This is a genomic window from Stenotrophomonas sp. OVS01A (assembly GCF_019969775.1).
Taxonomy (GTDB): Bacteria; Pseudomonadota; Gammaproteobacteria; order Xanthomonadales; family Xanthomonadaceae; genus Stenotrophomonas; species Stenotrophomonas indicatrix.
The window spans coordinates 190,338-204,458 of sequence record NZ_JAHXYV010000003.1 but is presented as its reverse complement, the minus strand read 5'-3'; the positions used below and the strand labels follow the sequence as shown (position 1 = coordinate 204,458).

Below are 14,121 nucleotides of genomic sequence, written 5' to 3'. Positions count from 1 at the left end.
GGAGAGGCTCTGACCCCACATGACCCCGTGCTTGCGCTACGGCATCACCGGCGGCACGTAGGCCAGGGTCATGCCCAGCAGCCACAGCAACCCCAGCACCAGCGGGATGTGCACCAGCAGCTGGATGAACGTGAAGCCGACGATGTCGCGGGCCTTCAGGCCGAGCACGCCCAGCAGTGGCAGCATCCAGAACGGATTGATCAGGTTCGGCAGCGCTTCGGCCGCGTTGTAGACCTGCACCGCCCAGCCCAGGTGCGCCTTCAGTTCGTTCGCGGCCTGCATCACGTATGGCGCTTCGATGATCCACTTGCCGCCACCGGACGGTACGAAGAAGCCCAGCACCGCCGAGTACACGCCCATCACCAATGCGAACGTATCGGTGCTGGCCACGTGCACGAACAGGCTCGACAGCCGGTGCGCCAGCGTCTCACCGTCGCCACCGGCAGCGTGGGTGAGGATCATCGCGATGCCGCCGTACAGCGGGAACTGGATCAGCACACCGGTGGTGCTCGGTACCGCCTTGGCCACCGCGTTGAGGAAGCTGCGCGGGCGCCAGTGCAGCAGCAGGCCCAGCGAGATGAACATGAAGTTGTAGGTGTTGAGGTTGGCGATCGCGCTGACCAATGGCTTGTTGGCGAACTCGTTGAACAGCCAGCCGAAGGCCAGCAGCGAAAGCAGCACGGTCAACAACGGGCTGTACTCCAGCCACTCGCCCGGACGGGTACGGCGCTGCAGCGGCTCCGGTTCGGCCTGCGCCGCGCCGGGGAAATCTTCGGCGGTACGCGCACTGCCGGCGGCCGGCGCGGTCAGCCAGGCGATCAGCAGCGAGACCACGATCAACACCGAGGTCAGCGCGATCGACTGCCACAGGAAGATGGTTTCGGTGAACGGCAGCACGCCGGTGATCTCCACCAGCCCCGGCGGCATGCTGGCCGGGTTGGCCTGCAGCTGTGCCGCCGACGAACTCAGGCCCATCGCCCACACCGCGCCCAGGCCCAGGTAGGCCGAGGCACCGGCAGCCCGATAGTCCATGCGCAGCTCGGTGCGGCGGGCCAGCGCGCGCACCAGCAGGCCGCCGAACACCAGCGAGAAGCCCCAGCTGAGCAGCGAGGCCAGCATGCTGACCAGGCCGACGTACACCACGGCACCACGACCGGTGCGTGGCACCCGGGCCAGGTAGTCGATGAAGCGCGCGACCACCGGTGCGGTGGCTACCGCATAACCACCGATGACCACGAAGGCCATCTGCATGGTGAAGGGAATCAGGCTCCAGAAGCCGTCGCCGAAGGCGCTGGCGGTAGCCTGCGGGGTGGCGCCGAAGCCCATCGCCGCCAGCGCGACGATGACCACGCCGAGCACCGCGAATACGTACGCATCGGGGAACCACTTTTCCGCCCAGGCGGCCGAGCGCAGCGCGGCGCGCGCCATCCAGCCGTCCTGTACTGCTGCCGTCGAGGCCATCACCTACCCTCCCAGGTTCGATGGCCTGATTCTGGGCGGTGGGGTGCGGGCTGTCAGCCACCTATTGGTCGTAGGTGGCCGCCCGCCGGGCATGGCCCGGCGCTACCAGTTCGGCCGAGGATTCTGATCCGTGCACATGGGCGCCGGGTAGCGCCGGGCCATGCCCGGCGGTCTTCTCAACGCAGCGCCAGATCCACGGCGATACCGGCAAACAGCGCGGCACCCACCCAGTTGTTGTGCAGGAAGGCCTTGAAGCACGGCCCACGCTCGCGGTTGCGGCAGATCCAGAACTCGTACACCACCAGCAGCGTGGCCACCGCTACGCCGGCCAGGTAGTACCCACCCAGCCCGCCGCGCACGCCCACCAGCGCCATCGTGGCCAGGAACAGCGCGTACAGCACGCCCTGGATGACCAGGTCCAGATCGCCGAACAGGATCGCAGTGGAGTGCGAACCCATCTTCAGGTCTTCTTCGCGGTCGACCATGGCGTACCACGTGTCGTAGGCGGTGGACCACAGGATGTTGCCGGCATACAGCAGCCAGCCCAGCATCGGCACCTCGCCCTGCACGGCGGCGAAGGCCATCGGGATGCCCCAGCCGAAGGCCATGCCCAGGTAGACCTGCGGCAGATGGGTGTAGCGCTTCAGGTAGGGATAGCTGGCCGCCAGGAACACGCCGATGAAGCTCAGCGCGATGGTCAGGCCGTTCAGGGTCAGCACCAGGCCGAAGGCCACCAGCATCAGCACCGCGAACAGCACCAGCGCCGCCCTGCCGCTGATTGCGCCGGTCGCCAGCGGTCGCGCCTTGGTGCGCTCCACGTGCGGGTCGAGCCAGCGGTCGGCGTAGTCGTTGATGACGCAACCGGCCGAGCGGGTCAGCCAGACGCCAGCGGTGAACACGAACAGGGTCCACAGCGGCGGCAGGCCGCCAGCGGCCAGCCACAACGCCCACCAAGTGGGCCACAGCAGCAGCAGCGTGCCGATCGGGCGATCGGCGCGCATCAGGGACCAGTAATGCCGCCAACGCGGCGTCGGCGCCGGATGCGGCGCGGAAAGGGGGGTATCAGCCATGACACTAGGATACTCCTGTGCCTTCGGACCGACTTTGCCGGCGGGGGGAGATTTGTGCGGCGAAACTGGATAGAATGCCCATCCCGCACCGCCTCATTGCGTTGCGATGCCCGCCCCGGCCCTGGCCGACGGCGCGGCGGTTCCACCACGCGCTCGTAGCTCAGCCGGATAGAGTAGTGGCTTCCGAAGCCATTGGTCGGGGGTTCGAATCCCTCCGGGCGCGCCATCTTTCTCTGCTCGTACCCGTCACTCCAGGCCTCTCGCTTGCGCTTCCACGTCAACGCGGCTCAGGAGCGAACGGCATCGAGCGATGTGCGCAACCTTGAAGATCGCGCACGACGATGGAAAGCTCCTGCCCTTTCTGCACGGCACCGGGCAGGAAGGCGCCCTTGCCGTCGTACAGGAAGGTTTCAATCTCACCACGTGCAACTACCAGGTCCGCCGCCGGCGGCTTGAGCTCTTCCAGAACAACACTGAAGGGACGCCAGGCCAGACCGTGTTCGTCGCGGATATCGGTCGATACCGCGTGTGCATGCGCCTGCCGATCCACGCTGGCCAGTGGCAGCCGTAGTGCCTGCGATCCCTCCGTAGTGATCTGGAACCTGCCAAGGACCACGGCATCCACGGTTTCACTGCCGACGTAGGTGATCGTGGCCTCGGGACACTGCACGGCATCGGCCGGGTGCGATGCACACGCGGCCAGGCTTGCAGTCAGGAGGAGAATGATCGGTCGGATCATGGGCTGGCACCTGGCACATCGCTACCCTGCCCAGAGTTTGCAGCGGCGCGCGTAGTGGTGTCGCCCGGCCTGCGCGCATAGCTGTAATCGGGATCGCGCCAGGCGCGCACGATCGGACTTCGTGCGTGCCTGATCACGCCGGGGAACCAAGACAACACCAACACCACGGCCCAGATCGCAGCCAGCCAGAACCATCGGCCCGAGGCATACGCCGAGATCATGGGCAATGCAGCCAGCAGCACGACGATCTGCGTATAAAGCAGGTAGAGCGTATGCAGTCCCAAACGGGGATCCGAGCGCAGCACCACGCCACATCCCCTGCATGCCGTCTTCGCCTGCCGTCTCGATGCGGAAAGCAGCGGGAATCGCTGCCCGGCAGCGCCGCAAAGTGGACAGGTGAAGGTCAGCAGGCGCATCAGGCAGCTCCTCTCTGTCGATTGACATCAACTGTCCGGCACGAAGCCGAGCCTAACATGGGCTTGGTAGGGGGGCGCCACATACAGCAACGCCGGGCAGTGCCCGGCGTTTCCGTCACAGCGTGGAAGGGTGTAGACCTCAGTACTTTCCGTCAAACGCAAAAATCGGCTTGCGCTTCTGCCACAGGCCCGCAGTGAAATCCGGGAACTCCAGCGTCTGGAAACTGTTGGCGATCGACTGCTCGCTCAACGGGGTAATCGCGCTCCACGTCACTGCGTCGTAGATGTCGATCGGCATCGGCGCCTTGGCCTTCAGCGCTTCCACGAACGCATGGATCACGAACCAGTCCATGCCGCCATGGCCGGCGCTGGCAGCGGTATCGGCATTCTGCTTCCACAGCGGATGTTCGTACTGGTCCTGGTACTTCTTGAACTCTTCCCACTGGTGCGGCGGGCTGCGGCCTTCGATGTGGATCGAATGGTTCACGTCCATCCACAGGCCCTTGGTGCCCTGCACGCGGAAGCCCATCGAATACGGTCGCGGCAGCGAGGTGTCGTGCTGCAGCAGGATGGTCTCGCCGTTCTCGCAGGCCAGCGTGGTGGTGACGATGTCGCCGAGCTTGAACTTCACCTTGGTGCTCGGATGGGTGGTACCACCACTCTTGGCTACGGTGTATTCGTGCAGGCCACGCGCCTTGGTGGCGAATGCGTTGATGTGGGTGAAACGGTTGCCGCGGTTGATGCCGGTATACATCGCGCACGGGCCGATGCCGTGGCTGGGGTAGAGCTCACCATTGCGCTCCACCGAGTGTTCGGTGCGCCAGCGTGCTTCGCTCCAGCCCTTGGGGCCGAATTCCACGCCACTGTCGTAGGGCTGGTTCGGGTCGCCGGAGTTGAACTTCACCCCGCGCAGGTCGTGCTGGTAACCGGCCTGCAGGTGCACCAGTTCGCCGAACAGACCCTGCCGCACCATCTGCAGGGCCGCCATCACGTCACGGCGGTAACAGACGTTTTCCAGCAGCATGTACGGGGTGCCGGTGCTCAGCTGGGTCTTCAGCACATCCCAGTGATCCTGCAGGGTGATGCCGGCCACCACTTCGCAGCCCACGGCCACGCCGGCCTGCATCGCGGCAATCGCCATCGGTGCGTGGTACTCCCACGGCGTGGCGATGATCACGCCATCGATGCCCTTCTGCTCCAGCAGGCGCTTCCAGGCGTTGATGTCGCGGTCCTGGCCGTAGGTCTTCGGCGCAGGCTTGCCCGCCTTGCTGACCATCTCCACGGCGCGGCCGAGCATGATCGGCTCGATATCGCACAGAGCAACGACCTCCACGTCGTCGCGGCGTACCAGTTCCTTCAGCAGCACCAGGCCACGCATGCCGGTACCGATCACGGCCAGGCGTACCTTGCGGCCACGTGCCCATGCCGGGGTCTGCGGCAGCAGGCTGCTGGCGGCGACAGCGGCGCTGGCCGCGATGAATTCCCTACGCTTCATGGCAAACACTCTCCTCTTGAAGGCGCGCCAGCCTGGGCCGGCGCGCCTGGTCACGCAAACGGAATTACTTGAACCGGTAGCCGATGGTCACACTGTAACCACGACCGAAGATGGTGGCGTAGTCACTGGAGTCACCCAGGAAGCTGTTGGGATCGTAGAACGGCAGGCGGTTGAACAGGTTCTTGACGGTGAAGCTCAGGTTCCACGCGTCATCCGGGCGCCAGGTGACGCTCATGTTGGCGGTCCACCACGACGGTGCTCCATCGCACTTGCTCTTTTCCAGGGCCAGGTAACCGCCGGTGCAGGTTTCCTTGTTGTTGCTTTCTTCGTCGATCTGGTCGGTGGCCCACTTGGTGCCGCCCACGTAGTTGACGAACATGCTGGTGGTGACCTGCTTGTAGGTCCAGTCGGCATTGAGCGTCGCACGCAGGCGCGGGTTGTTGTAATAGCCCACCACGTCGCCGTAGTACCAGCCGTTCTGTTCATCCATGTAGAAGCGGTTGCGGTTGGCGATGGTGGCGGCCAGGCCGATGTTCAGCCCGCCCCACTCACCCAGCGAGAAACGGCTGCGCGCATCGATGTCGAAGCCATCGATCAGGGTCTTGCCGCGGTTCTTGTACTGGCCCACCACGCTGGCCACGTTGCCGGCCGAGTAGCCCGGCAGCGTTCCCGGGCAGCTCACACCACTTGCCGGGTCGGCGCACATCGCCGCCAGCTGCGCCAGGTTGGCGCGGTCGCTGTCGGTGATCGGCGAGCGCGACGAGGAGATGATGTCTTCGGCGCGGCGGTAGTCCGGAGCAACGATTTCGTTGTCGCGGTAGATGAACCAGTAGTCGGCCGACACCGACAGCCAGCTGGCCGGCTCGTAGACGAAGCCCAGCGTGGCGATCTTCGCCTTCTCCGGCTTCAGGTTCTGGTTCGGCTGGGTCATGCGGGCCACGGTACGGCTGCAGTCCACGTTGAGCAGGCTCTTGCCCAGGTCAACATCGCCGCCGCGCTGCGATTTCAGCAGCAGGTTGGCGATGGCGTTGGTCTCGGCGCAGCGCAGTTCATCACGGTAGCCGCCCAGCTGCGCGTACACGCCGCCGTTGCCGGACTCGGCCAGGCTGGGGGCGCGGAAGCCGGTGGAATAGGTACCGCGCAGCATCAGCTGGTCGAACGCCTGGTACTTGAAGCCGATCTTCGGCGCGACGTTGGCGCTGAAGTTCGGGTACTTGTCCACGCGCACGGCCGCATCCAACTCCAGCTTCTCGGTAATCGGCGCCACCGTTTCAGCAAACAGCGCATAGGTGTTGCGCGCGCCATCGAACCACGAGCCACCCTGCTGGGTGATCAGGCCGGCGGCCGCGTCGGCGTTGCCGGGGGTGTAGAAGGTTTCACGGCTGGCGTTGAAACCGAACGCGGCGCGCATGTCACCGGCCGGCAGCTGGAACAGCGGGCCTTCGATCTTGCCGTCCAGGGTATGCAGGCGCGTCCACGACTGGATGTCGAAGGTCGGGAAGGCGCCGCGGATCAGTGCGGCGTTGGCCTCGCTGATCTCGCCGAACTTGTACGCCGGATGATCGGAGATGATCACGCGGCCCGTGCCCGGGTCGATGCTGTAAGGACCGAAGGCCTTCTCGAAGCCCTTCACGTTGACGTTGATCGTCTGGTAGGTGGTCGAGTGCGTGCCGGCGGTGGCGAACGCGGTTTCCCAGTTCCAGTCACCGACGTTGCCGCGCGCGCCGGTCAGCACGCGGTAGCTCTTGTCGGTGTTGCGCTGGCCGAAGTAGTTGGCGCCGGCATCCTGCAGCAGGTACTGCAGGCCGACCACGCCACCCATCATGGCCTTCAGCTCGGGGCTGGCGTGGTTGTACTCGTTGTTCGGGCCCAGGAACGGATACAGGAACTGGTTGACGTTGTTGCCGGTATCGCGCGAGAACCAGCTGGTCGGGTTGCCGGTGGTGGTGCCGTAGCTGCGCGGGGTACCGCCGTTGGCACGCAGGTCGATATCGGTATAGGTGGCCTCGGCGAAGATCTCGGTGCTGTCGCCCACCAGGAAGGTGCCGTTGAGGTAGGCGGTGTTGCGCTCGGATTTGGCGCCGGCGTCGATCTCGTTGTTCATCCAGGTTTCCCAGACGCAACGCGGGCCGGCCGCTTCACTGGTCAGCACGTTCTTGCAGCCCGGCGCGGCTTCCTGCACGCGGCGGCCGGTCACCGGATCGAACGCGAAATAGCTGCCCGGGTTGAACTCACCCGGCTTGCTGCCCACGCCCAGGCGCAGGTTGTTCAGGTAATTGGGGTTGTTGACGTAGTACTGGTCCGGGCGCTTGTCATAGAAGTCGGCCAGCGGAATCGCGTCGCGGCGGTACATGTTCACCGCGCCGTAGATGTTGAAGCGGTTCTCGGTGAGGTCACCGAAGCCGGCGGTGATGCTGGCCTGGCGCTCGCCGTAGGAATCGATGCGCGAGGAGGTGTCGTTGGTGAAGCTGATCTCCGCGCCCTGGAAGTTGCGCTTGGTGATCACGTTGATCACGCCGGCCACCGCGTCGGTGCCGTACACGGCCGAGGCGCCGTCGGTCAGCACTTCCATGCGTTCGATGGCGGCGGCGGGAATCGCATCGATGTTGACGAACTGGGTCTGGAAGCCCGCCGGCGCGCCGTAGTACGACAGGCGACGGCCATTCAACAGCACCAGCGTGCCCTGTGCGCCGAGGCCGCGCAGGTTGGCCTGCGAAGCGCCGTCGGAGCCGGTGAACAGCGAGCGCGAGTCCTGCTGCGCTGGCCGGGCGGCCGGCAGGTTGTCGAGCACCTGCAGCAGCGTGCGCGCACCCATGTTCTGGATGTCCTGCTTGCTGATCACCTGCACCGGCGAGGCGGTTTCAACGTCGGTGCGGCGGATGTTGGAACCGGTGACCTCGATGCGGGCCAGGTCGGTGGCCTTGTCCTTGCTCTCCTGGGCGAAGGCAGGAACGGCGACCGACAGCAGCACGCCGGCGATGGCCAGCGACAACGGTGCGATCGAACGACAGGGGGGGCGGTGGTGGCGGGCGGGCAACATCGGGGTTCTCTCCTGGCAGGGGTGCGGCGCGAATGGTGGATCGGCGGGCAAAACGCTCCCGGGCCACGGCTCCCACCGTCGTGGTTAAGCCGTAGTCGGAATGGGCGGGGGAGGAGCGGTGTTACGTGGCGGTCATGGGGCGACGATGCTGGCGGAGTCGCCCTCCTGGCCGATCAGCACGGCGTTGGCCCAGTTGGCACAGACCTGGGCGGGTTGGCTGCCCTGCGCACCCAGCGTGCGCAGGCTCAGGGTGGAAAGGCCACGGATGTCCAGCTCCGGCTTGACCACGCCGGGTGCCTTCACCAGGCCGCTGTCATACAGCAGGCGGTTGTCGCCCCAGACCTGGAACTGCAGGCCACCGGCCGTGCGGCAGGCGTCGTCAATGCCGAGGTCGGCACGCAGCAGGCGCCATCCCCCCTGCAGGCGCAGGTCGATGCGGCTGTTGGCGGACACGCCCAGGCCGCGGCGGAACTGCAGGCCGTTCATGCGCATGCCGGCGTCGCCGGTGAACGCCTTGTCGGCGTGCACATGGCTGGCCAGCGCGGCCGGCACCGGCAGCTCGGAGAGATAGCGCTGCCGGGCCGGTCGCTCCGGTTCCTGGTGTTCGAGGATGTGGAAGGTGGACAGCGCAATCGGGCCGACGTCGCGCGGTTGCAGCGCGTCGAAGGCACGCGCACTGCCCTGTGCAGCGGTCACCATCGGATCGGCGCTGGAGGCACCGTCACCTTCGGGGTTCTGCACGCTCAACACGCGGAAGCGCAGCAGGCGGCCGGCGTGGGCCGGGAAGTCGATGCGCTGCGTGCCTTCCTTCAGCTGCAGGTGGCCGCGGGCAATCGGTTCACCCCACTCGCCGTTGCTGTCGCCCAGGTACACTTCGTAGTCGCGCACCTGGCCGTGCTTCCAGTTCTTGTCGTTGCGCGGCGCGATGTCGATGCCATCAATCATCTTCCGTTCGCCGAAGCCGATCACCCACTCATGGGCACCGGTGCGCACGGCCTGGTTGCGCACGCTGCGGAACCAGGTGGCCGGATCATCATCGAAGGCATTTTCCAGCGCATGGCCGGGTTCTTCGGCCGGGCGGTTGACCACCAGCAGGCTGTCGGCCGGCAGTTCGCGGCCCAGCACCGGTGCAGCCGGATAGGCATCGTCAGCGGCCGCTGCGGCGACGGCGAAGTCCAGCTGCAGCTGCAGCGGCTGGCGGATGTCCTGCGCTGCGGTGCGTACATGCAGGGTGCCGCGACGCTCCTTGGCATCGAAGTACCAACCCTCGCTGGCGCTGTTGAATGCGGTCGCGTCGGCCAGCGCCGGCAGCGCGCGGCCAGCGGCCTGCACCGCACGCGGCGCCTGCCGGCTGAGCACGCGCAGGCCATAGCGGCGCTGTGCCAGCTGGCCGTTGTACTGGCCCTGTACCGCATCGATCTGCACCTGTACCGGGCCGCTGCCCTGTGCCGGCGCCTGCACACTGATCCGCTGCGTGCTCGATTCGCCCTGCTGGTAGCGGCGGGTGTTGCCGTCATCTTCGTACAGCGTGTACTGCGAATCACCCTGCGGGTACAGGTCGAAGGTCACTTCATCGAGCGGTTTCTCGCCGTCGAACAGCATCGACGGGTACATCGGCAGGATCGCACCGGCACGCACGAACACCGGCAGCGTGGCCAGGTCCACCTGGCGGTCCAGCTGGCGGCCATCGGCGGCGGCCTGCACGCGGCGGCCATCCCAGTAGTCGATCCAGCCGCCGGCTGGCAGGTGGATGTCGCGGCGCCAGCCACGGCTGGCGGCCTGGCTGCGGTACACCGGCGCAACCAGCAGGTCGCGGCCGAGCAGGAACTGGTACTTGTAGGTTTCATCCTGCGCGTGCGGATCGCGCGGGTTGTCCCACATCAGGCCACGCACCGGCGGTGCACCGGTCTGCGCAGCCTCATGCACCAGCCCATACATGTACGGGGTCAGGCGCATCTTCAACTTCAGGTAATCGCGGTTGATGCTGCGGTAGGGCTCGTCGTACCACCACGGGTGCTTGCGCGCATTCGACGACCAGCCGCTCATGCCCATCAGCACCGGGGTGAACGCCTTCCACTGCAGGTCGCGGGTGAAGGTCTCGGCGCTGCCGCCGAAGATCGCGTCCACATCGCCGCTGGCGTAGGCCATGCCGGACAGGCCCGAACCGACCAGGGTCGGCACATGCCAGCGGATGTAGTCCCAGCTGCTGCTCTGGTCGCCGGTCCAGGCCACGGCATAGCGCTGGATGCCGGCCCAGCCCATCACCGTCCACAGGAACGGGCGCGAATCGGAATTGTCGAGGATGCCGTTGAACGCCTGGCGGTTGGCATCCATCGCGAACTGGTAGCCCTTGCCGGTCCAGGCCACGTCCAGTTTCTGCACGCGGCTGCCGGCCTTGCCCACTTCCCAGGCGATCTTGTCGACGCCGTTCTCGGTCCACAGGCCGGTGCGGAAGCCGTACCCGGCCAGGCCCTTCACCGTCTCCGGCAACTGCTTGTAGCCGCAGCCATAGCCATCGTTGGGCAGGATCCAGCCGCCGGGCATGTCATTGGCGCGGTACTGCTTGGCTACGCTGTCGATCACATCGGGGGTGGTGCCGGTCGGGCCGTCGCTCCAGCCCTCGGGCACGGTGCCGGGCTTCTTGCTGTTGTCGCCGTCGTTGTAGCAATCGGCATCGCCGTAGGACAGCGCCCAGCGCGCGACCATGTTCGGGCGGCCGGTCAGCTGGGTGTAGCGCTCGATCAGCTTCGGCAGGTCAGCGCCAACGAAGTAGTACGCGTCGAAGCGGTCTTCACGATGCAGCAGGGTGGCCTGGTCGCTCTGCCGCAGGTCGTAGCTGCCATCGCTCCACGTATTGCGCAGCATGCCCCAGCCACGGCTGCTCAGCAGCATCGGTGCCGGGCTCGGGCGATCCCCCTCTTCCCAGCCGCCGGAGTACGAGACGTCCAGTTCGCGGCCCTTGAACTGGTAGCGGCCGTTCTGCTGGCCACCGCCGTAATAGCCTTCATCGGCCTGCGAGGACAGCACCTGCACGCTCTGCGCGGCATCCAGGTCCAGCGGCTGCAGTTCCTGCCACAGCGCGGTGGGCTGGCCGTTGTCCAGGCGCTCCAGGCGCAGGCGCAACGGCTGCCGCTGCACATGCAGCACGAGTGCAGCGGTACGCACGCGGATCTCCTGCGCGTCTTCTTCCAGCTGTGCCTGCACGTTGGCCTTGGGCTGTGGCAGCACGATCGGCGCGGCCTTGTCGCCGGCACCGGTCAGCTTGCCGTTGCGGCCGGCCTGTACGCGGATGATGTCGGTGGCCGGCAGTTCAATGCGGATGCGCGTGCCGTTGTCGGTCTGCAGGTCCCAGCCATTTACACCGTCGGTGCTGGCACTGGCGCTGACCGAGCGCAGGTTGCCGACCGGTGCGGCCTGGGCCGACAGGGACGCCGACAGCAGTGCCGGCAACAGGGCCAGCAGCAGTGGCGAACGACGAACGCAGATTTCCACACGGACTCCCAACCCGTTCACCGGGCGTTTCGAAAGCGGTTGGGCCGACTCTAGGGCAGCGATTCGAAAGATGTCAACAAATTGAAAGGAAAAAGGAAGATATATTTAGATGAAACGAAAGTTGTTGCGGTGCAATACTTTGTGTAATCGCTTGCAGCCGCCTGTTAAGCATTGTGCGATACGGCATCCGGCGGTTTCTTTCGTTTCCAGAGTGATGCCGCGCGAGGAAAGTCATCACCGCGATATCTTTCTTTTTACTTTCGGTATTTGACATTTCGAAAGAAAACGCAGATGGTGCGCTGGCCCAACTGGAACCTCCGAATGGACGTCACCCTGCTTTCCGATGTGTCCGCCTGGCAGCGCCGCGGCGGAGCCGATACCGCTACCGAAATCGCCCAGCAGCCGGCGCTGTGGGAAGCCCTTGCACAGGATCTGTCGCGTGCCCGCGACCGCCTGCAGGCCTTCCTCGGCGACAGCCTCAACGACCCGAACCAGCGCGTGCTGTTCACCGGCGCCGGCAGTTCCGGCTTCATCGCTGAAATGGTGGCCGATGCCATCAACGCGCAGTGGCCGGCCGAGGTGCGCGTGGTGCATACCACCAGCCTGCTCACCCATCCTGCGCTGTACCTGCAGCGCGATCGCCCGACCCTGCTGGTGTCGTTCGGCCGCAGCGGCTCCAGCCCCGAAAGCGTTGCCGCCGTCGACCGCGTGCGCAGTGACGTGGACGATGCGCGCTTCCTGGACATCACCTGCAATGCCGAGGGCGAGCTGGCCCGCCGTGGCGCCGGCCGTGCCGACACCTGCACCCTGCTGATGCCGTCGGCCAGCTGCGACCGCGCCTTCGCCATGACCAGCAGCCTGACCTGCATGCTGCTGGCGGCATTGACCGTGTTCGACCGTTCGCCGTGGGATGCGCGCATCGCACGCCTGCAGCAGATTGCCGGTCTGGCCCGCGAAGGTCAGGCCCAATGGGATGCAGCTGTGGCCGCGCTGGCGCAGCGCCCGTTCAACCGGGTCATCTACCTTGGCAGCGGCCCGCTGGAAGCCCTGGCGCGCGAGGCTGCGCTGAAGGTGCTGGAGCTCACCGCCGGCCGCGTGCTGGCGCTGGCCAACACCCCGCTCGGCTTCCGCCATGGACCGAAGTCCACGCTGGACGGCAGCACCCTGGTGGTCGTGCTGCGCAGCGTGCAGCCGCTGGCACGCCGCTATGAGCAGGACCTGCTGGAAGAACTGCGCCGCGACGGCGTCGCCGGCCAGGTGCTGTCGATCGGCCCGCATTCGGATATCGGCGCCGACGATGACTACACCCTCACCGTGCCTGCCCTGGATGACCCGTGGCTGGCCCCAGTGTGGTTGGGCTTTGCGCAGCTGTACGCGCTGCAGCGTTCGGCCGCACTCGGCCTGACCCCCGACAATCCGTTCCCGGACGGCACCGTCAACCGCGTGGTCAAGGGTGTCACCATCCACCATGGCTGAGCTGATCGCCAACGCCTGCTACGGCATCGACATCGGCGGCACCAAGATCGAGCTGGTGGTGTGCGATGCGGCGATGCAGGTCACCTGGCGCCGCCGCGTGGCTACCCCGCAGGGCGACTACGACGGCTTCCTGCAGGCGGTGGTGACATTGGTTGCTGAAGCCGATGCTGCGCTGGGTCGCAGCGATGCGGCCATCGGCATCGCCCTGCCCGGCGTGCGTGATCGTCGCAACGGCCGCCAGCTCAGCGCCAATGTGCCTGCGCTGACCGGTCAATGCGTGGCGGCTGATCTGCAGGCACGCCTGCAGCGCCCGCTGCATTTCGGCAACGACCTGCAGTGTTTTGCGCTCTCTGAAGCGCACGGTGGCGCCGCCGATGGCTACCCCAGCATGTTCGGCGCCATCCTCGGCACCGGTGCCGGTGGCGGCTTCTGCCTGCAGGGGCGCCTGCTGTCCGGCTTCAACGGCCTGGCCGGCGAATGGGGCCACTGGAGCGTGCCGGGTCACCTGCTGCAGCGCCATGGCCTGCCGCTCATCGATTGCGCCTGTGGCCTGCAAGGCTGCGTGGAGCGCTACGTGTCCGGGAGTGGCCTGGCGATGATCGAGCGCCACCTCGGTGGCAGCGCTGCCGATGCCAGGGTGGTGGTCGCCCTGGCCGAGGCCGGCGATGCGCGTGCACGGCAGGCACTGGACATCCATCGCGACCTGCTCGGCCACAGCCTGGCCGCCCTGGTGCTGGCGCTGGACCCGCACGTGATCGTGCTCGGTGGCGGCCTGTCCCAGTACGCACCGCTGTACCAGCTGTTGCCTGCGGCCATCGCCGCGCATCTGTTCAACGGCGTGCAGGTGCCGCCCATCGTGCCGCCGCGCTTCGGCGATGCCGGTGGTGCACGCGGTGCCGCCCTGCTGGCCTGCCAACCCTCGTTTTCCTGAT

Annotated in this window: 9 protein-coding genes and 1 tRNA gene; 3 read left to right on the top strand and 7 right to left on the bottom strand. The window is 66.4% G+C overall.

The genetic code is table 11. The annotated features are described in order from the left end of the window. Positions 1-36 precede the first annotated feature (36 nt). Positions 37-1,461 carry a TIGR00366 family protein gene (locus LC407_RS13785; protein ID WP_177177048.1) on the bottom strand — a complete coding sequence of 475 codons (1,425 nt, stop codon included), beginning with the start codon at positions 1,459-1,461 and terminating at the stop codon, positions 37-39. 176 nt (positions 1,462-1,637) lie between these two features. After that, positions 1,638-2,531 (bottom strand): 4-hydroxybenzoate octaprenyltransferase, encoded by an 894-nt coding sequence (ubiA, locus tag LC407_RS13780; RefSeq protein ID WP_223483015.1) that lies wholly within the window; start codon positions 2,529-2,531, stop codon positions 1,638-1,640. Between the two features lie 149 nt (positions 2,532-2,680). Here ubiA and LC407_RS13775 point away from each other — a divergent pair. Further along, a tRNA-Arg gene (locus LC407_RS13775) sits at positions 2,681-2,757 on the top strand. 51 nt (positions 2,758-2,808) lie between these two features. On the opposite strand, the gene LC407_RS13770 is transcribed toward LC407_RS13775, so the two are convergent. From LC407_RS13770 to LC407_RS13750, 5 genes are all read right to left on the bottom strand, one after another. Beyond that, positions 2,809-3,270 carry a hypothetical protein gene (locus LC407_RS13770; RefSeq protein WP_059065485.1) on the bottom strand — a complete coding sequence of 154 codons (462 nt, stop codon included), beginning with the start codon at positions 3,268-3,270 and terminating at the stop codon, positions 2,809-2,811. Further along, positions 3,267-3,686 carry a hypothetical protein gene (locus LC407_RS13765; RefSeq protein ID WP_223483014.1) on the bottom strand — a complete coding sequence of 140 codons (420 nt, stop codon included), beginning with the start codon at positions 3,684-3,686 and terminating at the stop codon, positions 3,267-3,269. Before LC407_RS13765 ends, LC407_RS13770 begins: the two co-directional genes overlap by 4 nt. Positions 3,687-3,825: 139 nt before the next feature. After that, positions 3,826-5,181: a Gfo/Idh/MocA family oxidoreductase gene (locus tag LC407_RS13760; protein WP_049465753.1), complete on the bottom strand. Its 1,356-nt coding sequence runs from the start codon at positions 5,179-5,181 to the stop codon at positions 3,826-3,828. Positions 5,182-5,245: 64 nt separating this feature from the next. Then, positions 5,246-8,221 (bottom strand): TonB-dependent receptor, encoded by a 2,976-nt coding sequence (locus LC407_RS13755; protein WP_032976876.1) that lies wholly within the window; start codon positions 8,219-8,221, stop codon positions 5,246-5,248. 132 nt (positions 8,222-8,353) lie between these two features. Continuing rightward, complete coding sequence (locus LC407_RS13750) at positions 8,354-11,713, bottom strand: TIM-barrel domain-containing protein (protein WP_223483089.1); 3,360 nt, start codon at positions 11,711-11,713, stop codon at positions 8,354-8,356. Between the two features lie 321 nt (positions 11,714-12,034). Between LC407_RS13750 and LC407_RS13745 the strand changes: the two genes are divergently transcribed. After that, on the top strand, positions 12,035-13,189 hold the full coding sequence (locus tag LC407_RS13745; RefSeq protein WP_025877469.1) for an SIS domain-containing protein: 1,155 nt from the start codon (positions 12,035-12,037) through the stop codon (positions 13,187-13,189). Next, a complete protein-coding gene (locus LC407_RS13740; protein ID WP_223483013.1) occupies positions 13,182-14,120 on the top strand; it encodes an ROK family protein in 939 nt (312 codons plus the stop codon). The genes LC407_RS13745 and LC407_RS13740 overlap by 8 nt, the downstream gene beginning before the upstream one ends. The last annotated feature ends 1 nt before the right edge of the window (position 14,121 follow it).

Coding starts and splice junctions, on each gene's coding strand:
- LC407_RS13785 (WP_177177048.1), bottom strand. CDS start 1,461: ATGGCCTCGACGGCAGCAGTACAGGACGGCTGGATGGCGCGCGCCGCG.
- ubiA (WP_223483015.1), bottom strand. CDS start 2,531: ATGGCTGATACCCCCCTTTCCGCGCCGCATCCGGCGCCGACGCCGCGT.
- LC407_RS13770 (WP_059065485.1), bottom strand. CDS start 3,270: ATGATCCGACCGATCATTCTCCTCCTGACTGCAAGCCTGGCCGCGTGT.
- LC407_RS13765 (WP_223483014.1), bottom strand. CDS start 3,686: ATGCGCCTGCTGACCTTCACCTGTCCACTTTGCGGCGCTGCCGGGCAG.
- LC407_RS13760 (WP_049465753.1), bottom strand. CDS start 5,181: ATGAAGCGTAGGGAATTCATCGCGGCCAGCGCCGCTGTCGCCGCCAGC.
- LC407_RS13755 (WP_032976876.1), bottom strand. CDS start 8,221: ATGTTGCCCGCCCGCCACCACCGCCCCCCCTGTCGTTCGATCGCACCG.
- LC407_RS13745 (WP_025877469.1), top strand. CDS start 12,035: ATGGACGTCACCCTGCTTTCCGATGTGTCCGCCTGGCAGCGCCGCGGC.
- LC407_RS13740 (WP_223483013.1), top strand. CDS start 13,182: ATGGCTGAGCTGATCGCCAACGCCTGCTACGGCATCGACATCGGCGGC.